The 21,394-nt window shown below is 54.3% G+C and carries 11 protein-coding genes and 1 pseudogene; 3 read left to right on the plus strand and 9 right to left on the minus strand.

The annotated features are described in order from the left end of the window. Positions 1-4: 4 nt before the first annotated feature. On the minus strand, positions 5-5,641 hold the full coding sequence (uvrA, locus tag A0129_RS07610; protein WP_291713868.1) for an excinuclease ABC subunit UvrA: 5,637 nt from the start codon (positions 5,639-5,641) through the stop codon (positions 5-7). A gap of 82 nt (positions 5,642-5,723) precedes the next feature. Further along, positions 5,724-6,788, minus strand: a complete 1,065-nt coding sequence (gene aroG, locus A0129_RS07615; protein WP_291713870.1) for a 3-deoxy-7-phosphoheptulonate synthase AroG — start codon at positions 6,786-6,788, stop codon at positions 5,724-5,726. A 29-nt stretch (positions 6,789-6,817) separates the two neighbouring features. Here aroG and A0129_RS07620 point away from each other — a divergent pair, with 29 nt between their 5' ends. Further along, on the plus strand, positions 6,818-7,093 hold the full coding sequence (locus A0129_RS07620; RefSeq protein ID WP_291713872.1) for a hypothetical protein: 276 nt from the start codon (positions 6,818-6,820) through the stop codon (positions 7,091-7,093). Positions 7,094-7,150: 57 nt separating this feature from the next. Beyond that, on the plus strand, positions 7,151-7,738 hold the full coding sequence (locus A0129_RS07625) for a hypothetical protein (protein ID WP_291713874.1): 588 nt from the start codon (positions 7,151-7,153) through the stop codon (positions 7,736-7,738). Position 7,739: 1 nt separating this feature from the next. On the opposite strand, the pseudogene tldD reads toward A0129_RS07625, so the two are convergent. From tldD to A0129_RS07640, 3 genes and pseudogenes are all read right to left on the minus strand, one after another. After that, positions 7,740-9,210, minus strand: a pseudogene (gene tldD, locus A0129_RS07630) (metalloprotease TldD). A 10-nt stretch (positions 9,211-9,220) separates the two neighbouring features. Continuing rightward, complete coding sequence (locus A0129_RS07635) at positions 9,221-10,027, minus strand: carbon-nitrogen hydrolase family protein (protein ID WP_291713876.1); 807 nt, start codon at positions 10,025-10,027, stop codon at positions 9,221-9,223. Position 10,028: 1 nt separating this feature from the next. Further along, entirely contained in the window at positions 10,029-14,075 is a 4,047-nt protein-coding gene (locus A0129_RS07640) for a YhdP family protein (protein WP_291713878.1), read from the minus strand. 75 nt (positions 14,076-14,150) lie between these two features. On the opposite strand from A0129_RS07640, the gene glnE reads away from it, so the two are divergent. Further along, on the plus strand, positions 14,151-16,865 hold the full coding sequence (glnE, locus tag A0129_RS07645; protein ID WP_291713880.1) for a bifunctional [glutamate--ammonia ligase]-adenylyl-L-tyrosine phosphorylase/[glutamate--ammonia-ligase] adenylyltransferase: 2,715 nt from the start codon (positions 14,151-14,153) through the stop codon (positions 16,863-16,865). A gap of 22 nt (positions 16,866-16,887) precedes the next feature. On the opposite strand, the gene mtgA is transcribed toward glnE, so the two are convergent. From mtgA to A0129_RS07665, 4 genes are read right to left on the minus strand one after another with little or no spacing between them, the layout of a single operon-like run. Further along, on the minus strand, positions 16,888-17,637 hold the full coding sequence (gene mtgA, locus A0129_RS07650) for a monofunctional biosynthetic peptidoglycan transglycosylase (protein WP_291713882.1): 750 nt from the start codon (positions 17,635-17,637) through the stop codon (positions 16,888-16,890). Beyond that, positions 17,634-18,530, minus strand: coding sequence for a shikimate dehydrogenase (aroE, locus tag A0129_RS07655; protein ID WP_291713884.1), 897 nt, complete (start codon positions 18,528-18,530; stop codon positions 17,634-17,636). Before aroE ends, mtgA begins: the two co-directional genes overlap by 4 nt. An 18-nt stretch (positions 18,531-18,548) precedes the next feature. Next, positions 18,549-19,382: an energy transducer TonB gene (locus tag A0129_RS07660; protein ID WP_291713885.1), complete on the minus strand. Its 834-nt coding sequence runs from the start codon at positions 19,380-19,382 to the stop codon at positions 18,549-18,551. Further along, positions 19,379-21,394, minus strand: a complete 2,016-nt coding sequence (locus A0129_RS07665; RefSeq protein WP_291713887.1) for an RNB domain-containing ribonuclease — start codon at positions 21,392-21,394, stop codon at positions 19,379-19,381. The genes A0129_RS07660 and A0129_RS07665 overlap by 4 nt, the downstream gene beginning before the upstream one ends.

The raw sequence follows: 21,394 nt of genomic DNA on the forward strand, positions 1-21,394 counted from the left end.
GCGATTAGCCTCTACTGCTGTAAAACTGTGCCAACGCGGCTGCAGTGTGACCCGCCTTCTTGCCTTTGGCTTTCGCAATTTCCTGTGGGCTACCCTGTGCCACCAACTGCCCACCGCCAATGCCAGCCTCGGGACCCATGTCGATCACCCAATCGGCTTGGGCAATCAAGTCAAGGTCGTGTTCAATCACCACCACCGTGTGGCCCGCATCCACCAGCCTGTGCAGTACGGCAATCAGCTTTTCCACATCGTTCATGTGCAGGCCAACCGTGGGTTCGTCCAGCACATACAAGGTCGGGGGGCTCATTTGTACACCCGCCTTGTTTTCGCGTACTTTCACCAGCTCGGTCACCAGCTTGATCCGCTGCGCCTCGCCACCGCTCAGCGTGGGGCTGGGCTGGCCAATAGTCAGGTACCCCAAACCAACGTCGTTCAGCAGTTGCAGGGCTTGCGCGATCGCCGGATGCGCTTCAAAAAACGGCGCTGCCTCTGAACAACTCATGTTCAAAATTTCCGCAGCGGTTTTGTCGCGCCAGGTGACTTGCAAGGTTTCCGGGTTGAATCGTTTGCCGCGACAGGCTTCACACACCACTTTCACGTCAGGCAGGAAGTTCATCTCTATGGTTTGCATGCCTTGGCCGTCGCACACCGGGCAACGGCCGGGCCCCGCATTGAAACTGAAACGGTTGGCTGCAAAGCCTCGCATCCGGGCTTCGATGGTGTCAGCCAGCACATTGCGAATTCGGTTCCAAAAGCCAATGTAAGTGGCCGGGCAACTGCGCGGTGTTTTGCCAATCGGAGTTTGGTCCACCTCCAGTACACGGGCTACTTGATCAGCACCTTCAATCGCATCGCAGGCAAACCAGTTGTGTATGGGTTTGCCTTTCTTGTTTTGGTTCAGCACATACTGGCGCATATTGGCCAATAAAATATCGCGCGCCAAAGTCGATTTTCCGCTACCTGACACACCAGTAATGGCGACCAAACGTCCCAGCGGAATGTCCACATTTAAACTTTTGATGTTGTGCAGTTTTGCCCCTTTAATGCTCAATCGGGGGGTGAGTTTTTCCACCGGGCGCTTGGGCTGTAGCAAATGCGGAATCGGATTTTTCAAATAGCGGCCTGTCAGCGAGTTTTTGTCCGCTGTAACCTCGGCCACCGTGCCTTGAGAAATAATTTCGCCTCCCAGCTTGCCTGCACCAGGACCGATGTCGACCAACCGGTCAGCACGTTTCATGGTGTCAATATCGTGCTCGACCACCAACAGCGTATTGCCCTTGGCCCGAAGTTCTTCAAGCGCATCCAGCAGGCGGTGGTTGTCACGAGTGTGTAGGCCAATGGTGGGTTCGTCCAGCACGTAACACACACCGCGCAGGTTGGTGCCCAGCTGGCTGGCCAAGCGAATGCGCTGTGCTTCACCACCACTCAGAGTAGGCGCGCTGCGGTTCAGGTGCAGGTAATCAAGACCCACCTGTTTCAAAAACTTCAATCGCCCGGCCATTTCGATGCGAATGTCTTTGGCAATCGCTGTTTCGCGTTCGTCCAGTTCGAGCTGGTCCACCCACTGCAAAGCATCGCTGACGGTTTGATCAGCCAGTTCGGCGATATTGCTGTTCTTGAACTTCACAGCCAGCGCAGTGGGGTTTAGGCGTTGACCATTGCAGGAGCCACACACCATGCTTTCTCGCAAATAGCTTCCTTCGTCATTTTCAGCATTTTCGTCTGCGCTTTTGTCTTGCTCAGAAAGCCACTTGCCTTCTTCACCTGTGGTTTCAGCATCAAACCCCTCTACCTCCTCACCCACGCCAAAGCAACTGGTACACCATCCATGTTTGCTGTTGTAACTGAACAAGCGCGGGTCGAGCTCGGGAAAGCTGCGTGCGCAACTCGGGCATGCCCGCTTGGTGGAGTAAAACCGAATGGTGGGCGCTTCACCCTTTTTACCAGGTGCCTCAACCATGACTGTGCCTTTACCAAACTCAAGCGTTTGGACCAGCACCTCGCGCAATTCTTTTTCTGTTTTGGCCTGCACAAGCAGGGTTTTCACAGGCACCTCGATGTGGTGTTCCTGATAGCGGGCCAACTTCGGCCAGGGGTTGGTGGGCACGTACTCCCCATCCACGCGCAGGCGTTCATAACCGCGGTCCACGGCCCATTTTGCAATTTCGTTGTAAATGCCTTTGCGGCCCTGCACCAGTGGTGCCAGCAAAGTGATTTCCTGCCCTTTGTAATGCTGCATGATTTGCGCCAGCATGCTGTCCATGCTTTGCGGAGCAATGGGCACCTCGCACGTGGGGCAATGCTGAATGCCCAACTTCACAAACATGAGGCGCAGGAAGTGGTACACCTCGGTCACCGTGGCGACTGTACTTTTCCGGCCACCCCGACTGGTGCGCTGCTCGATCGCCACGGTGGGGGGAATACCAAAAATGGCATCCACATCAGGCTTGGCTGCAGGTTGCACAAACTGTCGAGCGTAGGCATTCAGGCTTTCAAGGTAACGGCGCTGGCCTTCGCTGAACAAAATATCAAACGCAAGGGTGGATTTTCCGCTGCCGGAAGGCCCGGTAATGACAGTCATCTTTTCCCGTGGAATGGTCAGGCTGACATTTTTCAGGTTGTGCTCACGCGCATGCAAAATTTCAATGCCGTCAGTCAGGCCGCGCTTGTTGTGTTTGGTCTCCAGTCCGTACAGGGCCGCCGCCTCGGCCACCAGGTGATCACTGCCTTTGTTTAAATCGGCAGCATGCAGCAGATTGGTTTGCGCAAGGTATTGTTTGATCGCAACGCCCGTGTGGCTCGCTTTGTTTTTTGCAAGCTGTTCGGGCGTGCCCTGGGCCACCAGTTCACCCCCGTATTCGCCCGCCTCGGGTCCAAGGTCGATAAGCCAATCTGCCGCGCAGATCACATCCAGATTGTGTTCAACAATCAACACACTGTGCCCTGCTTCCTGCAACAAACGCAGCGAACGCATCAACTTGGCCACATCGTCAAAGTGCAAACCAGTGGTCGGCTCGTCAAACACAAACAGGTCACCTCGCTTGGCCACTTTTTGACCGCTGGCGGTGAGTTTCAGGTTAGCCAGAAAACCCGCCAACTTGAGTCGTTGTGCTTCGCCACCGCTGAGCGTGGGTACAGGCTGCCCCAAACGCAAATAATTCAGCCCAACCTGTGCCAGCGGTTGCAGTGTTTTTAGTAGCGCAGAGTCTTTTTCAAACAAATCAAGCGCCTGGTCTACGGTCAGTTCAAGTACCTGCGCCATGTTCAACACTTGGCCTTTTCGTTCAAGCGTGACTTCCAGTGCCTCTGGCCGGTAACGTGTGCCATTGCATTCGCCGCAGCGCAAATAAACATCACTCAAGAACTGCATTTCAACATGTTCAAAACCATTGCCACCACAAATGGGGCAGCGGCCATCGCCACTGTTGAAACTGAAGAAGCCGGGTTTGTAATCCCGCTCTACAGCAATTTTTGTTTTGGAGAACAGTTTGCGCAGTTCATCAAACGCGCCGACATAGCTGGCGGGGTTGCTTCGCGTTGTTTTGCCGATTGGGCTTTGGTCAACAAATGCCAATTCGGAAATGAGTTCAACACCCTCCACGGAATCGAACTCACCGGGGGCCTCTGTGGGCTCACCTTTTATTTTCTTGATCGCGGGCACCAGTACATCTTGTACCAAGGTGCTTTTGCCTGAACCTGAAACACCTGTGAGTACCACCAATCTGTTGAGCGGCAGTTTGAGATCGATGTTTTTCAAGTTGTTGGCGCGCACACCGGTCAAGGTAATGTGCTCTGTGGAATCGCCCAACGGCTCGATGTATTCCACCACCTTCAGTTCACCCTTCAAGTAGCGGGCAGTCAGCGAGTTTGCCTGAGCGATTTTGGCGGGCGCGCCATCAAATACAATATTGCCCCCGGCTTCACCCGGGCCCGGGCCAATGTCTATGAGCCTGTCAGCCTGGTTCATCAATTGCGGGTCGTGCTCCACCACCACCAAGGTATTTCCTGCCTCTTTCAAACGCTGCATGGCCTGCGCCACGCGCGCAATATCGCGGGGATGCAAGCCGACGGAGGGTTCGTCCAATACAAACAAGGTATTCACCAGCGAACTACCCAATGCCGTGGTCAGATTGATTCGCTGTACTTCACCACCACTGAGGGTTCTGCTTTGCCTGTCCAGCGTCAAATAACCCAAACCCACTTGAATGAGGAAGCCCAGGCGGGTACGAATTTCCTGAAGCACCAGGTCACTGGCTTCATCGAGTGCACCGGGCAGTTGCAGGTTTTTGAACAGCTGCGCCACCTTCAACAGCGGCATTTGCATGATTTCATGAATGCTGTGCTTGCCCGAATCGCTGGGCAACTTCCAGAGCAGGGAATCGGGCTTCAGACGCGCGCCGTTGCAGTCACCACACGGGGTGTAACTGCGATATTTGGACAACATCACGCGCACGTGCATTTTGTAGGTACGGCTTTCGAGCCATTCAAAAAAACGGGCTACACCATAGAACAAGTGACCGTCCCAATTCCCATCAAAATTGGCATCGCCCTCAATCACCCACAGCTTGTGTTCTTCGGGCAAATGTTTGTAAGCGATGTCGGTGGCGATACCGCGTTTTTTGGCAAATTTCACCAAGTCTTTCTGGCAGCTTTTAAAACTTTCCGTGGTCCAGGGCTTCACCGCGCCCTCCTCCAGCGATTTGTTTTCGTCGGGAACCACCAATCCGTAATCAATACCGATGACACGTCCAAAGCCGCGGCAGGTGTCACACGCACCCAAGGGTGAATTGAAGCTGAAGTGGCTGGGCAAAGGGCTTGAATAATCCAGATCACAAGTGGCGCAATGCAGGCCCTCGGAAAAACGCCAAGGCTGTTGCTCGTCATCGCCCTCGTCAGGCAATGCAAACACATTCACCTTGCCCTTGCCCCTGTGCAAGGCGCTGGCCACAGCGTCACTAAAGCGGCTTTCCTCAACACCCGCGACGCGGAAACGGTCTTGCACCACATCCAGCAATTTCTCCACGATGCTGCGGCCTTTTTTAATCGGCGTTTCGCGGTGAATACGGGTGTAGCCTTGCGCGCTCAGGAAGTCTTCAATTTCCTGAGTCGTAAATTTTGCGGGTACACGCACCGGGAATGTAATCACCAAACGCGGGTCGTTCTGTGCGGCGGCCTTGTCCAGTATCGATTGTTTGATGGTGGCTACGGTGTCTTCACGTACCCACTGGCCACACTGTCGGCAATGCAAATGAGCCGCGCGGGCGTAAATCAACTTCAGGTGATCGTTGATTTCGGTCATGGTGCCCACGGTGCTGCGGGAGGTGCGCACAGGGTTGGCTTGGTCAATTGCGATGGCAGGCAAGACGCCTTCGATGCTATCTACATCGGGTTTGTCCATGCGGTCGAGAAACTGGCGCGCATAAGGCGAAAAGGTTTCGACATAGCGACGCTGACCCTCTGCATACAGGGTATCGAACACCAATGAGCTTTTACCACTGCCCGACACACCCGTGAACACGGTAATTTCACCGGTCCTGATGTCAATGTCGACGTTTTTGAGATTGTGCTGCCGCGCCCCCTTGATACGAATCACATTGCCAAGGTACTGGGAATTCTCGGTTTTTTTCGCTTTGGTGGTCATGGGGCGCCTGGGGTAAAACGGTTGCTACAGGCGGTTAATTGTACCTGTAGCAATCGCTTTTACCTGGCTTGGAGCGCTTTACTTAAGCAACCTGTGCAAGCCTGCGTTTGCGAACACCTTGTGCCAAGGTTTCCAGCACTTGCAGGCTGTCGTCCCAGCCCACGCAACCATCGGTGATGCTTTGGCCGTAAGTCAAAGGCTTGCCGGGTTCAAGGTCCTGGCGACCTTCCACCAAGTGGCTTTCAACCATGACACCCATGATGCGCGCATCGCCGGCGGCCAGTTGTTCAGCGATGTTCTCGCACACCCCAACCTGGTTCTTGGGAACCTTGCTGCTGTTGCCATGACTTGCATCAATCATGATTCGGGCGGCCAGGCCTGCTTTGCCAATGTCGGCCGCCGCGGCCTCCACTGACGCTGCGTCATAGTTCGGGCCTTTCCCGCCACGCAGAATAATGTGGCAGTCCTCGTTGCCCGAGGTGCTGACAATCGCGCTGCGACCCTCCTTGGTTACGCTCAGGAAGTGATGTGGGTGTTGCGCTGCCTTGATGGCATCCACTGCAATTTTTACGTTGCCGTCTGTGCCATTCTTGAAACCGACCGGACAGCTTAGACCTGATGACAACTCACGATGAATCTGGCTTTCAGTGGTGCGGGCACCAATCGCACCCCAACTGACCAAATCAGCGATGTACTGTGGGGTGATCATGTCGAGGAACTCAGTTCCCGCTGGCAAACCCAGGCTGTTGATATTCAAAAGCACTTCACGCGCCATGCGCAGGCCTTTGTTGATTTCAAAGCTGCCATCCAGATTGGGGTCGTTAATCAACCCCTTCCAGCCCACAGTGGTGCGCGGCTTCTCAAAATAGACACGCATCACAATTTCCAGGTCTTCTGCGTATTTTTCGCGATACACCTTCAGCTTGTTGGCGTATTCCATCGCTGCCTTCACATCATGGATGGAACAGGGCCCCATTACGACGATCAAGCGATCGTCACCACCATGCAGAATTTTGTGGAGGGCCGCACGGCAACCTGCCACTGTTTCGGCAATTGCGGGGGTAATGGGCACGTCTGCGATCAAGGCCGCAGGGGTGATCAGTTCTTTAATTTCTTTGATTCTCAAGTCGTCTGTTACCGTGTTCATGCCAATTCTCCTGAATGCTGGCGCGCTTTTTGTTCAAAGTGTCGGTTCAAAAAAAAACCGCCAGGAAGTTCAGGCCTGGCGGTTTTGGGATCTGTTTGAACTATGTGTTTTTACGCACAACCCTCTTCCGCCGCTTGCCCAAACCAGGCAAAGAAGCCAAAAAAAGCATAAAAAGAGTGCGCGAAATTCGTGTTCATCTTTTAAATGTAATCAATTCATGGCCGCTGTGCAAGCGCGCTAAGCCAAATTCTAACAAGTCGCCGATGGCTGTGGTTGGCATCCCACTGAAAAACAAGGAACTTTGACAGCTTTGGGTCCACTCAGGCGTTCAATTTCAATACTCCAACCAATGAATCATGAGCATGAACGGAATCAACCCAATTCAAGTGAACCCAGTGAATATTGCCCAAGCACCTCCCCAAGCCCAACAGCGACCCACGGTGGACGCAGTAAGAACCCTCGCCGTGCAAATCAGGAGGCAAACCGCAGAGTTGATCCCGCTTGCCAACAATTTCTACACAGCATGGATGGTGTTACCACAAGCGCAGGCCCTCTCCTCTTCCGCATTACAACAACTCAAAAACACCTTTTTGGAAGCCGATGAGGGACATGCAGACTTTCTTCGTAAACTGGAGAACTGTACTGATGAAGTGCGGCACAATGCCAGAGAGGTCACTCGTTTGGCCATTTCATTGCACAACAACAGCTTCGAGGCACTCGAAATCGCCAGTCATTTACTCGAGCGGGGCCCCGGCAACTTGCTGGTGACCACGCCATTGGGGCCTTGGTCTTTGTCAAAGCAGGCCATTGACACCAGCTTGCTTTACCACATCACGGGTGATGCTGAGGTGCTGCAAGGCCAACAACCCCAAGACCGAGCCAATCTGGCTGCCTTGCATGCAGAATGGGCGCAAGACGACGCAATCGACCCCTATGCGCTTCAACGCTAGTTTACTGAGTACCGCCCATGACCAGCCCATCAATGCGCAGGGTGGGCTGACCCACACCCACAGGTACGCTTTGACCTTCCTTACCGCAAGTGCCCACGCCATCATCAAGCGCCATGTCATTGCCAACCATTGAAATTTTGGTAAGCGACTCTGGGCCGTTGCCGATCAAGGTTGCACCCTTGAGTGGGTAGGTGATTTTGCCGTTTTCAATTTTGTAGGCCAGCGAAGCTGAAAACACAAACTTGCCACTGGTGATGTCCACCTGACCACCGCCAAAATTCACGGCATACACGCCATCTTTTACGCTGGCGATAATTTCCTCGGGCGTTTTGTCGCCGTTCAACATGTAAGTGTTGGTCATGCGGGGCATGGGCAAATGCGCAAAGCTCTCGCGTCGACCATTGCCAGTCACCGGCATTTTCATCAGGCGCGCATTCGTAATGTCTTGAATATAGCCTTTCAAAATACCGTCTTCAATCAGGGGGGTGCATTCGGTTTTGTTGCCTTCATCGTCAATATTCAGGGAACCCCGGCGGCTGGCCAAAGTACCATCATCAACAATCGTGACCCCCTTGGCGGCCACTCGCTGGCCAATCATGCCGGAAAAAGCACTGCTGCCTTTTCGGTTGAAGTCGCCTTCCAGACCGTGGCCAATCGCCTCATGCAGCAAAATACCAGGCCAACCTGAGCCGAGCACCACGGTTTGAGAACCAGCGGGGGCAGGACGAGCCTCCAGATTGATCAAGGCCTGGTCCACTGCGGTGTGAGCATGGTGCATCAGGAATGCATCGTTGAAATGACCAAAATCATAACGACCGCCCGCCCCCCGACGAACCTGTCTCGCGACGGCCTTTTTGTTCTACCACTACGCTGACATTGATTCGAACCAAAGGACGTACATCCGCGGCGAGTACACCATCACTGCGAGCCACCAATACCACATCATAGGCGCCCACAATATTGGCCATCACTTGCTTCACGCGCTTGTCGCGCTTGCGTGCAAATTGTTCAAGACGCTTGAGCAGATCTACTTTTTCTGTCGATGTCAGCGTGGGAATCGGGTTCAGGGGGCTGTAGAGTGCCCGGCTTTCAGCGCCAGCAAAGCCCTTGCCCGTTTTCAGATTGCGATTGGCGGTTTTGCCCAAGCTTGCAATTTCACGCACCGACTTCGCCGCTGCCAAGATGGGTTTGAAGGCAATGTCGTCGGAATAGGCAAAAGCTGTTTTATCACCGCTGACAGCGCGCACGCCTACGCCCTGTTCAATGTTGTAGCTGCCCGATTTAACAATCCCTTCGTCCAGCGACCAACCTTCAATGCAACCGTACTGAAAATACAGATCGGCGAAATCCACCTTGTGCGAGAAAATTTCACCGAAAGCCTTCTGGATGTGGCCTTCATCAATACCGTAGGGGGTCCACAACAGGCTTTGGGCAATGGCGAGATTGGAAATGGCGGGGTCTACTACTTTCATGTTGAATCCTTTAAAGCACGCGGTGCGTAAGCGCGGGCAGGCTGTTTCGCACATCAACTATCTTAGCAGGGTCAAGCTGACCCAGCACTACCCCCTCCCCCTCTTGCAGCACATTCTCGACCTCGCCCCACGGGTTCACCAACATGGAATGACCCCAGGTGCGGCGCCCATTCTCATGTACACCGCCTTGTCCGCAGGCCAGCACATAACACTGGTTTTCAATTGCACGAGCCCGCATTAGCACCTCCCAGTGGGCTCGACCCGTGGTGTAGGTAAATGCAGCGGGCATCACGATTAAATCAACAGGCCCCATGGCGCGGTAAAGTTCGGGAAAACGAAGGTCGTAGCACACGGACAAGCCTATTTTGAAGCCCTCCACATCGGCGACCACTGGCGTGGCCCCGGGCAGCAGTACACGCGCTTCATCGTAGCTTTCCTGCCCCTTGGTAAAACAGAACAGGTGAATTTTGTCGTACCGGGCCGTACATTCGCCCTGCGGATTGAAGACCAGCGTGGTGTTGAAAACGCGACCCTCTACGTCGCTGGCAATTGGAAGGGTTCCCGCCACAATGTGGACGTTGCGCACCACGGCCTGATCGGCGAGGAATTGCTGGATTGGCCCTTGGCCGTATGCTTCGGCGATCGCCAACTTGTCGGTGTCTTTGTGGCCCATCAAGCAAAAGTATTCTGGCAACAGCACCAATTGCGCGCCCTGTTTGGCAGCCTGACCGATCAGGCGCTGCGCAATGTCCAGGTTCCGTTCAAGGTCAGGTGTTGCAATCATTTGCAAACTTGCGACGGTCATGGAGTGGCTCATGCTAATTCCTTGTGTTGGGGTCGTTGGTGGGCGGGGTGACTGCATCGCCCTTGCGCACACGCTCAATAACCGGGGCCACCCAGGGGCCGCTTACTTTGTATTGAAAAGAGAATATTTTTGACAGTGGGTCTTTCAGCACGAAATCGGCAATCAATGATGCAATACCCACCGCCGGGTTGGCCGCAATCACAGAGTAGATCAGTGAACCGCCCGCAGGGTTCAGGTCAGGCAACACAACCACATTCAGGTTTTGGGTTTCGCTTTCCAGGTCCAGTTTTCCATCCATCAACACAGTGGCACTGGGTCCGGTCATCTTGAAATTCTGGGTACTGGCGATGCCCTCTTTCAAAGCCACATCGGCTTCCATGGTGTCGTAGGCAAAGCCTTCCGAGAACACGTCTTTGAAGTCGAGCGTGAACCGACGCGGAATACTTTGCAAGGAAAGTACTCCCAGCAATTTGGCCACACCAGGATCTGCCTTCAAAAACTGACCTTTGGTACTCTGGAGTTTGAATTGCCCACTCAAACTGCCGTAATCAATATTCGTGGGTGCATCGTTCCAGCGCAAACGTCCAACCAGCGTGCCTTCGCCACCCTGAAAAACGCCAGCCATGCCAAGTCGCGTTAACAGGCCGCCAGCATTCTTGACTGTTTGATCCACCTCAATATCGGTTCTTTGATTCTTCAGGTTTGCCCCGTACTGCCAAACCCCCTTGGCCCGGGTAATTGATTCAGGGTTCTCGATACGAAGCTCTTCGAGCTTCCATTCTTTCGGGCGCTGACTCAGCGCCGCGCGCGCCTGCTCTTCCCGAGTTTGATTGACCGCGATGAGCTTCAGATTGCCCAACACCAAATCATTCAAAGTGAAATTGTCCACCTGCACGTCCAGTGCCGGAATACTGGAGGCAGGTTCCTCCACCAAATCGCGTAGATCACTGTCGAGCGTTTTGGGAATGACCAGCGTTTTAAATCGGGCCAGCACAGCGCCATCGGGTCTCTGTTTGTCAGAAACCCAGGACAGATAACCATCGACGCCTTTGGCTTTCACATCGAACTGCCATCTTTTTTCCACGGTGCGGGCAGCCACCGACACGCCTTCAAAGGATTTGCTGCCCACATTCAGGCGTTCGGTACGAATACCTACCTTTAACTTGATGTCGGTGCCTGCGGAGGGGTCACCCATCAACTCGCCCATCAAGCCCGTGTTGCCAGGGGCTGAGGTAATGTCATTAAAAATGGTACGCCAAGTGTCCAAATCAATGGCGGGCACCCGAATGTCGCCTTGTATTCCCGCTGTGGGGGCCGCCAGGGGCGCACCGATGGCGAACTGCATGGAATCAATACCCGCTTGCCCCGCCTGCTCCAGCACAATGGCACGAAGTTGTGCCAGCGGTTTCGCATCGGGACCCAAATCCACTTGCAAACGCTCACCCTGGGCTGTAGCGCTTTGATTCAGTTTGAAGGGCAATCGGGCATCTGCTTTTTTGGCGAAGGGGGCTGGTAACTTGACTTCCAAACCCTGCAATTGGCTGTTCACATCGACGACTACGCCATTCTCGCGCGTAGCCACAAGTACCGAATACGGCGTGCTACCAGCGAGGTAAGGCTCACTCAAGGGGTTCAAATACTGGGCCAAACCCTTGGCTCGCGCAGTGCCATTGGCCCTGATTTCCATGCGCCCATTGGCATCTGTGGTGCCTTTCACCACCACAGGCCCCCCCAGGGCCTGGCCAAGCAACTGATCGATGAAAAGACCTTTGTTGGAGAATTGGATAACGCCGTCTACATTGCTGACCACCGGCATGCCACGCACCACGCGGATGGAATTGCCTTTCAATTTCAGATCGCCTTTGACCTGTGTTTTTTCAGGATCGGCAATCGGAATGTTCAGACGCAAATCGAGGTTGGCATTGCCTTCCACCTGGGCATTGATCAAGGCCTCGTTCAATATTTCACGCACTGGGCTTTGATTCACAAAAGCCACCATCTTGCCCAACTCGCCCTGGCCTTCGCCTTTGATTTCCAACAAAGGTTCCCATGCATCCAGATTGTCAATACTGGCTTGAACGCCTTTCAAAACAACGCCTGAGGTTTCGGCTTGGTCTGCTTCAATCAACATGCGTTTGCCAACAAACGAGGCTTTACCGTTCACTTTTTGAATACCTGGCCATCCTGGTGCATAGGTCAGTTCACCGTTTTCAAACGGCACATCGATCCTGAACACGCCCGGGTGCTTTGGGCCCGCAAAGGGGAAGTCGCTCAAGCGCCCCGACAGTTCAAACTGACCATTTTTTGCAGTGCCTGCTTTCAAGTTCTCGGTCAACCACTCGCGGGCACTGGCACCTACCACCAGTGGCAGGTAATTGGCCACGCGCGCGATATTGGCCATCGGCAGAGAGCCCTTGATGTCGATGACATCCGATTCATCCCGACGAAACTGGTAGCTGCCCGCGACCTCGGCCTGCAGGTCTGCATTGCTGACTTTGAGTTGTTCCACTGAAAATTCGGCAGGCTGATTGGCAGTAAACACATCCTTCCAGCCGCCGCGGCCCTCAATTGAATCAAAAGCCAGGGTTTCTGCTGAGAATATTTCTGGCAGTGAAATTTCAGAATCATTGCCTGCCAAGGTCCATTCGCCGATAGAGTCGCTACCCTTGAATGTACCGCTGAGATTTTTGAAACCGGTGATTCGTCCGTTGGATTTGGGTGACGGATCGCGATACAACACAGTGAGCTTGCTGAAATCAACATCGGATTTGAACGAGACTGATTTCTCAAAGGGCTTGTTACCAGAAGTCCGCCAATCCAGCGCCACACGGTTGATTCGCCCGGCCACTTCGAAAGACTTCAAGGCTTCAAGCCGCTGAAGCTGCCCCAAATGTGGTCCCAATTCCAGCACCACTGCCTGCGCTTGGGCGGCATCCAGCTGTTGGATCTGAACGCCCCAATCCACCCCATCTGCACCTGCCAGTTTTTTCAGCGACAAATCCGTCGGGCCAAACTGTTTTTGCCCGGCAATCTGGCCTTTCAGTTGACGGACCGAAATCGCATTGGGTTCAAACAGGGCATGCTCACCCTGCACTTCAATCAAAGCGCTGGTATTGGTCATGTCAAAGGGGATTGCCTCGACCTCGGGATTGGAGAAGCGCAATTTACCGATTCGGGCATCCAGCAAGGAACGCTGCACCAAACCGTCTTCAAAATCGACCCATAACTTTCCCTGCGGCTGGGTAAGATCCACATCCAGACCGAAAGTTTTGAACACTGACTCAAGCGGTTCGCTTTGATCCACCAAGGCACACAGGTAAAAACTACCTTTCCATTTGGTCACATCGCCCAACTGACGCTCCAGCAAAGGCGTTTTGAAGTTCAAACGAAGATTCACAGGCGTCTGGGCCAGCACAGGCAATTTGAAAGTCAGGCCGGCCTCGTGACGGCTCAGACCATTTTCCAGCAACAGTTCAGCCTCGATGGCTTGAGCGCCGGGGAATTGCCCCATGGCATCCTGCCAGTTCAATACGCCGTTCTTCAGCAACACGCGCTGCTGGGCGAGCAACCAGTCCAGCCCGGGGTTGCCCTGGCTGCCGTCGTCGATCAAGGGTATGCCTGCCACCTCAATGACACCCTGTGAATTGCGCACCACACTGAGCGCTGGCGATTGCACTTCCAGGTTTTTCAGGCGCGGATTGAAGGCGAGAATGCTGGGCAAAGACCAGGTGAGGTGAACTTGGTCCGCAGTGAAGCCAGGCTCACCGTTGGCTTGCGGCAAGCGAATATTTTGCACCACGAGCAAGGGACCAAAACCACGCCAACTGGCTTGAATTTGGCCAATTTCAAGTGCAGTGCCTGTCTGGGTTTGCAAGTACCGCTGAATTTCAGGACGGTAACGGTCGATTTCAGGCAAGACCAACCACTTGATGGCCAACAAAGCCATACACAGGGGGGTATAGACCGCAATCAGCACCCAAAACAGCACCGCCCCTGCACGCCGAAGCGCGGGGTTGCCCTTGACTTGTTGCACCAGTGCCTGGTTTGTTCCTTCCTGCAAGAAATACCGCCCGAATAATCGTCAACACCTGTAGTACGCTATTGTAGAACCAAGCTTCCCTTTATAACGACACGCATGAACGACCCACTGGATTTCTATCATCAGGTTTGGCCCACGCACTCCGAGTATGCCAAACGCTGGCTTCACCGTTTCCCACAATGGGACAGCACCGAGCATGATGAAGACCACCTGTTGAATTGCATTGAAACCTGGCTTCAGAAAGCACGGGAGTTGACCGAAGAAAAAGCCCTGATGGCCGAACTTCGACTGGTTAGGCAGCGCAGCATGATTGAAATCATGCGTCGCGACCTGCAAGGCAAGGCCGATTTGTTTGAAGTGACAGAGGCCTTGTCCTTTCTGGCCGATGCCGCCGTACAAATTGCGTTGAAGTTCAGCCACAAAATGCAGGCTGAGCGGTTTGGTGAACCGGCCGACGGCGATTGCATGATGGTCGTGGGGATGGGCAAACTGGGTGGCCTTGAGTTGAATGCTTCCAGTGATATCGACCTGATTTTTTTGTACAACCAGGATGGAGAGACACTGGGGGGCCCAACCGGCAAAACCCAGTCTCACGCCGAATTTTTTACACAGGTTGGCAAACGGGTCATCAAGATTATTTCCGAAGTAACCGACGAAGGCTTCGTATTCCGGGTTGACATGCGGCTGCGTCCCAACGGCGATTCGGGCCCGCTGGTGGTGAGCCTGGACATGCTGGAAGAATACTTTGTGGTGCAGGGCCGCGAATGGGAGCGCTACGCCTGGATCAAGGCCCGCGTGGTGAATTGGGCAGTGGACCCATCACAAGATTCGGCTTTTCAACAGAGTCTGGACAACCTGAACAATATTGTCCGCCCCTTTGTATTCCGCAAATACCTGGACTTCGGGTCCATTCGCGCCTTGCGAGCACTGCATGTGCAAATTCGCAACGAGGTGAACAAGCGGGAAAGCCAACACCCTGGTTCTGTGCACGTCAAACTGGGGCGCGGTGGCATTCGTGAAATTGAATTCACGGCACAGGCTTTCCAGCTGATTCGTGGGGGGCGTGAACCGAAACTGCAATTGCGACGCACAGTCGATGTGTTGGAAGTGTGCGTTGAATTGGGACTGATCACCAAAGACGATCACGACAAAATGGTGGCGGCGTATCGCTTTTTGCGCAACCTTGAACACCGGCTGCAATATGTAGACGATGCCCAAACTCACCGCCTTCCTGCCAGCCCGACCGAGGTTCTGCGCATTGCGCGATCCATGGGATTCCAGGACCCAGGCAACTTCATGAAGGCCTTGAACCGCCACATGGACTACGTGGCCAGCCACTTTGATGTGGTATTTGGCGACAAACAGGAAGACGAAGAAACGCCCAGTCTTGAACTGCCATGGGCAGACACCTTAACCCAGGGATTCACCCACCCACAAGCGGCACAAGACCGTTATCAGCACCTGATCGAATCGAGCCGGTACCAGGCCTTGCCAACCGCACACCGGGAACGGGTTGACCGCTTGATGCCCACGTTGCTCGCGGCAGCGGGGGCGTCTTCAGCGCCTGACTCTTGCTGGCGTTACTGCTGCGACCTTATTGAAACCGTGTCGCGGCGCGGAGCCTACCTCAGCTTGCTGGATGAATACCCCATTGCCAGGATGCGGGTCAGCCGAATGCTTGCGGCCAGCCCTTGGGCCGCCAACTTTTTAATCAAACACCCGCTGTTGCTTGATGAATTACTGGACAGCCGAACTTTGCTGACACCGCCCGACTTCAAGCAATGGAAGCAGCAACTTCGAGACTTGCTGGACCAGGCCAAGCTGCCTGACGGGCAACCCGACCTTGAACGACAAATGGACCTGATTCGGGAGCAGCACCATGCGCAACTGTTCAGGGTACTGACCCAAGACCTCGAGAATCTGCTTACAGTTGAACATGTGTCCGACCTGCTGTCGGAACTCGCAGATTGCACGCTTGAAATCATTCTGGAACGTGCATGGGAGCAACTGCCAAAACGGCACCGCGCACAACCACGATTTGCGGTGGTCGCTTATGGCAAACACGGCGGCAAAGAGTTGGGCTACTCCTCCGACCTGGACCTGATCTTTCTGTTTGAGGATGAGGATGAGCGCGCGCCCGATTTGTATGCCCAGCTGGCCAAGCGCATGAACCGCTGGCTGACTACACAAACCGCGGCGGGTACCTTGTTCGAAACTGACTTTCGCTTGCGCCCCAACGGCGAGGCAGGCTTGCTGGTGAGCAGTGTGGAATCGTTTGAAGATTATCAACGCCGCGAAGGCGGTGTGGGCGCCTGGTTTTGGGAACACCAGGCACTGACCCGTGCCCGTTTCTGCGTGGGTGATGTTGAGATTGGTAAAAAATTCGAAACGCTTCGCGAAGAAATTTTGCAACTGCCCCGCGACTGGAATGACGTCAAAAAAGAAGTGATTACCATGCGCCAGAAAATGCTGGATGGACACCCCAACCACACCGAGCTGTTTGATGTAAAACACGATTTGGGAGGCATGGTCGATGTAGAGTTTATGGTACAGGCCTTGGTGCTGGGCTACGCCAACAAACACCCGGAACTGACCAAGAACAAAGGCAATATCGCCCTATTGAAGAAAGCAGGGGAACTGGGACTGGTGCCGGCTGAGCTTGCCAATTATGTGGCAGATGCCTACCGACAACTGCGGGCCAAGCAACACGCCTTGCGGCTGGCAGGACATGACAAATCACGCACCAGCGACCCCGCGTTGATGGTGATGCGAAAGCCCATTCGGAAGCTGTGGGAAACCCTGTTGGGCTAAAGTGTTTGCCAACAAAATGCGCTCACTTCGGCACAGTCACTTGGTACATGCGCTTTTGAAGGGTACCTGTTTTTCGAGCGAGGAAAGGTGAGTTTCTGCGTTTGTCAAAATAGCGTGGCGCTGGCAACATGCCCGCCATGCGTGCGGCCTGATAGCTACTCAGTTGTGCAGCGCTGACACCAAAGTGATGTTTCGCGCCCGCCTGCGCCCCATACACACCATTGCCCCACTCCACCACATTCAGGTACACCTCCAGAATACGGCGTTTGTCCCAAAGCGCTTCAATCATCAAGGCAATGACCAATTCCTGAGCTTTGCGAATGTAGCTTCGCTTGCTGGTCAAAAACAGGTTCTTGGCCAATTGCTGGGTAATGGTGGAACCGCCGTGTGTCACCCTGCCCCGTCTCTCATTGCGCTTGATGGCCAGTTGGATCGCCTCCATTTCCACGCCTTTGTGGGTCATGAAACCACTGTCCTCAGCTGCAATCACGGCACGCTTTAAATTCAGGGAAATTTTGTCGTAAGGCACCCATTCATGCTTGAGTTGAAAACCGGGTTCGGTCTTGCGAATTTCAGCCAAACGGGTTTGCATGAAACTGGTGCTACTGGGGTTCACATGCGTCCACACCGCAATTTGCGCCAGATACCACAGCTGCAACAACACGACGGCACAGAATCCCCAAAAGAAAATTCGCCACAACCACACCAATGGATTCAGACTGAATTTACGCTTGCTGCCACCGGGAGAGGATTTTCTGCGCGCCATTTTCATTGTTGTTTTGCTTTGGCAAGCAGGGCTTGCCGAACTTTGGTTAAAGTTTCAAGTGCATTGGGCGACTGCCCGGTCCACACCTCGAAGGCCAATTGGGCTTGAAACACCAACATACCCAAGCCGTCGCTGCACGGCAAACCCAGTGCGCTGATTGAGCGAATGAACGCTGTGGGTTCAGCGGCGTACATCATGTCGTACACCAGCACGGCACGCGCATACCAATCAGGGTGAAGTGCGGGCACATCCCCTTTCAGACTGCTTGAGGAGGCATTGACAATCACGACAGGCGCACCGGGCAAATCAAAATGTGCTGGAGGAGTATCCAGCCCGCCACCCGCCGCCGGAAGGTCGATGGCCTCCGCACGCTGCGCCAACTGACGCGCTTTGTCCGCAGTTCGGTTCAGCACAGTGAGGTGCTGAACGCCTGCTTGCTGAAAAGCTGCAACGCACCCACTGGCTGCGCCACCAGCGCCAATCATCAATACCTGGCATTGCTCCAGGTGCAAACCCAGAGTATTTAACTGTCGGTTCAAATCGCGGCACAAGCCACCGCCATCTGTGTTGTCCCCATGCACAGTGCCATCTGCATTGAACTTCAAGGTATTGACGGCCTGCGCAAATTCGGCAGACGGGGTTAGCGAATTGGGTGGGTTGCCAGTCAATGCGAAGGCATCCAGCTTAAAGGGCACGGTCACATTCGCCCCTTTGACGCCAGCTGCATGCAAGGCAGCCACTGTTTGCGAAAAACCATCCACAGGTGCCAACAAACGTTCATATTGCAAGGTCAGGCCGAGCTGTGCTGCAAAGTCGGAATGAATGAAAGGCGACATGCTGTGTGAGATCGGATTGCCAATCACGACGTAGCGATTTGCCTGACGAATTGATGCATTCAACGATAAATCTCCATGCCCTTAGTACTCGGTGCTGATCGTGTCGCGGCTGAACACCCAAGTGCGGGTAATCGCCAAAATATCGGCTTTTTGTCGCATCTCCGAAGGAAAAGGCGGAAAGGGTGTCGACATTCTTAAAATTCGCAACGCGGCCCGGTCCAACACAGCCGATCCAGATGACCGGTCTATCTCCACATCTTCCAGCGTGCCGTCCGCGCGCACATAGGCCGTCAACCTCAACTTGCCGTAAATGCGGCCCTTCAGTTCATCGGGATAATTGGCATTACCCACCTGTTCTACTTTGGCGCGCCAAGCTTCCTCGTAAATGGCAAAGGCATAGGGCGAGGTGCGTGGCGAGAAAAAATGCTTGCGAGGACGCTCGTTGTAGCTTTTGATGTTGTCGGCAATTTGCGCCTGCAACCGTTTGATTTCGAGTGCCCGTTGGCTTTTCGGATCATTGCCGGAACGGGTATCCAACACTTCATTTTGCGGCGTGGTGCGCAATTCCGCACCTGCCAGATTACGTTGCAAAGCCTCGAGCTCTTTGAGTCGCTCCTGGCTGGCAATGAGTTCTCGCTGGTTGACATTGTCATCGGCTTGCCCAGGCAAGGTGGTGGCTCGGCCCTTGTCGGCTTGCCCGCCACCATCCAGCGCAACCTGCGCAAGCACCTTGGCATCATTGGGTGTTTTCTGCGACTGCGCATTCACCAGAATCACTTCAAGCGGACGACTGAAGGCGGTATCCACTTTCGGTTTTGAGAAATGCACCAGCAACAACAAGGCGTGAAGAAACAACGACAACACCAGTGCCTTCTTCAGGTTGATCTCAACAAGTGGTGCGTGCAGCGAATTCAAGCCGCAGCACCTCCCACTGCATCGTCAGAGGAGCTCAGCCCTTCCGACTCACCCGCTTCAATCACAGCCACTGGCGCCTCCGGAAGTTCAATGTCCTCCTCCTCATCATCATCGAGCAAACGTGTAGGCGTTCCCCTCTTCAAGGCAATCAGTTTGCAGGACACAGTCAAGGTGAGCTCATCGACTTGATCCAGCTCCACCTCCACCTGAACGCCACGGCCCGGCGAAGTCACACCGACGAGGCGAACAAACAGGGGAATGTCGTCCAGGCGCACCAGTTCGTCTTTCACCACCACACCGTCAAACTGCTTGCGGCCCTTTTGCTGAATCCAGCGCAGGCACCAGTAACGCTCCATGCTTTGCTGGAATTCGGCATACGCTTTGTAGGTGACATCAAAACTATTCACCGCGGAAAGCAATTCCGCATCGGTTGCGGTGTACACCGGTGGCTCCTGGCGAAGCAATGAAATCAATTGCTGCTGGTTCACCAAATCAACATAGCGGCGCAATGGCGACGTGCTCCATGCATATTGCGGCACGCCCAAACCCACGTGCGGGGCGGCATGGGTCGACATTCGCACACGGCCCATGGGGGGCTGTACACGGTAAATGCCAGTGACCTTGCATTCGTCCAGCATGCCACCCCATTCACGGTTCACGTAAATCATCCACTCGGCCACCAGCAAATCCAGCGGTGCATCGCGGCGGCGTGGCTGAATTTCAACGGTACCGTCGTCGCTCACATAGAAATTGAAATCGATGCGCGTGTGTTTCTCGGGCTGACCGCGGGCAATCTCCCGCTCCATTCGCAACACGCACGAACTTTTCCACAGCATTTTCAATGCAGGAAAAAACTCGCCCACCACTTCAAGTTCATTTAAATTGGGGTCTTCCAGCACCTCTTTGGACAACGCCGCATCCAGGTGATTGTGGCGCAGGTTTGCGGCCATGGGCACCTGCTCAATGGTGCTGTAGGGCTCACTGATCAGTTCACCCGTGTCGACGCTGACTTCAACGTAAATACTCACCGATGGCACAGTGCGCCCTTCAGCCAAGGTGGCCAGCTCAACTACCTGATCGGGCAACATGGTGATCTTGTCACCAGGCGCATACACCGTGGACAGGCGCTCTCGGGCCACGCGATCGTATGGACTGCCGCGCGGAATCAGAAGTGCAGGCGCCGCAATGTGCACGCCAATTCGCGCGCGTTTTTCATCCAGCCACACGACGCTGAATGCATCATCAATCTCCGTGGTTGAAATGTCATCAATTGAAAAAGCGCGCACATTGGCCAGGGGCAACTCTGCCAACTCGGCGGGCACTTCAGGCGCAGGCAAATCAATTTCCGGCCCCTTTGGAAAATACACCGCTGCGAAACGCGCGCGCATCATTTCATGCACAGATTTAAACGCACCACATTCAATCAACAACACATCGGGTGACCGGCCCGCTTCCGTGCAGGCCAACATCAAGGCTTTGTATTCGGCACTGTTTTTATCCGGCCGCACCAGCAGTGTGGCGGCCTGTTTCGCAAAACCGTCAGGCAGCTCTCGACGCACCAAGGCATCGGCCCAAGCTTGTTGCTGCTCAGCTGCCAAGCGCTTTTTCTCCAGACCCGCCAATGCGGCCTGCAAAATCTCAGGTGGGGCCGCACGGTACATGCCCTTGCCTTTGCGATGGAAATGAATAGGCGCAGCATGCAAAGCCGCAAGAGTCGCCGCCTGCTGCACCACGGTGGGCTTTTCACCGAAATATTCCTGGGCCATTGCGGTGAAATCAAACTCGCCTTCAGGCGAACATTCCCACAAAAACTCGGTGTCCACTTCTTTGGCCAAGGCTTCCACCTGCGTGTGGAATTCGGCACATTCCAGCGCATCAAACTTCAACATCACACTGTTGGATTTCACCTTGGTGCGTTTGCCATGCAAGGTTTCCACCTGATAGGCGTTACCCTGCTCTTGAAGCACTCGGCCCACTTTGAAGGCTCCGGCCTCTTCGTAATACAAATTCAT

This window comes from Limnobacter sp. CACIAM 66H1, assembly GCF_001601825.1.
GTDB lineage: Bacteria > Pseudomonadota > Gammaproteobacteria > Burkholderiales > Burkholderiaceae_B > Limnobacter.

Excerpts from the sequence above, each read along its gene's own strand:
- uvrA (WP_291713868.1), bottom strand. The coding sequence starts at position 5,641 with ATGACCACCAAAGCGAAAAAAACCGAGAATTCCCAGTACCTTGGCAAT.
- aroG (WP_291713870.1), bottom strand. The coding sequence starts at position 6,788 with ATGAACACGGTAACAGACGACTTGAGAATCAAAGAAATTAAAGAACTG.
- A0129_RS07625 (WP_291713874.1), top strand. The coding sequence starts at position 7,151 with ATGAACGGAATCAACCCAATTCAAGTGAACCCAGTGAATATTGCCCAA.
- A0129_RS07635 (WP_291713876.1), bottom strand. The coding sequence starts at position 10,027 with ATGAGCCACTCCATGACCGTCGCAAGTTTGCAAATGATTGCAACACCT.
- glnE (WP_291713880.1), top strand. The coding sequence starts at position 14,151 with ATGAACGACCCACTGGATTTCTATCATCAGGTTTGGCCCACGCACTCC.
- mtgA (WP_291713882.1), bottom strand. The coding sequence starts at position 17,637 with ATGAAAATGGCGCGCAGAAAATCCTCTCCCGGTGGCAGCAAGCGTAAA.
- A0129_RS07665 (WP_291713887.1), bottom strand. The coding sequence starts at position 21,394 with ATGAATTTGTATTACGAAGAGGCCGGAGCCTTCAAAGTGGGCCGAGTG.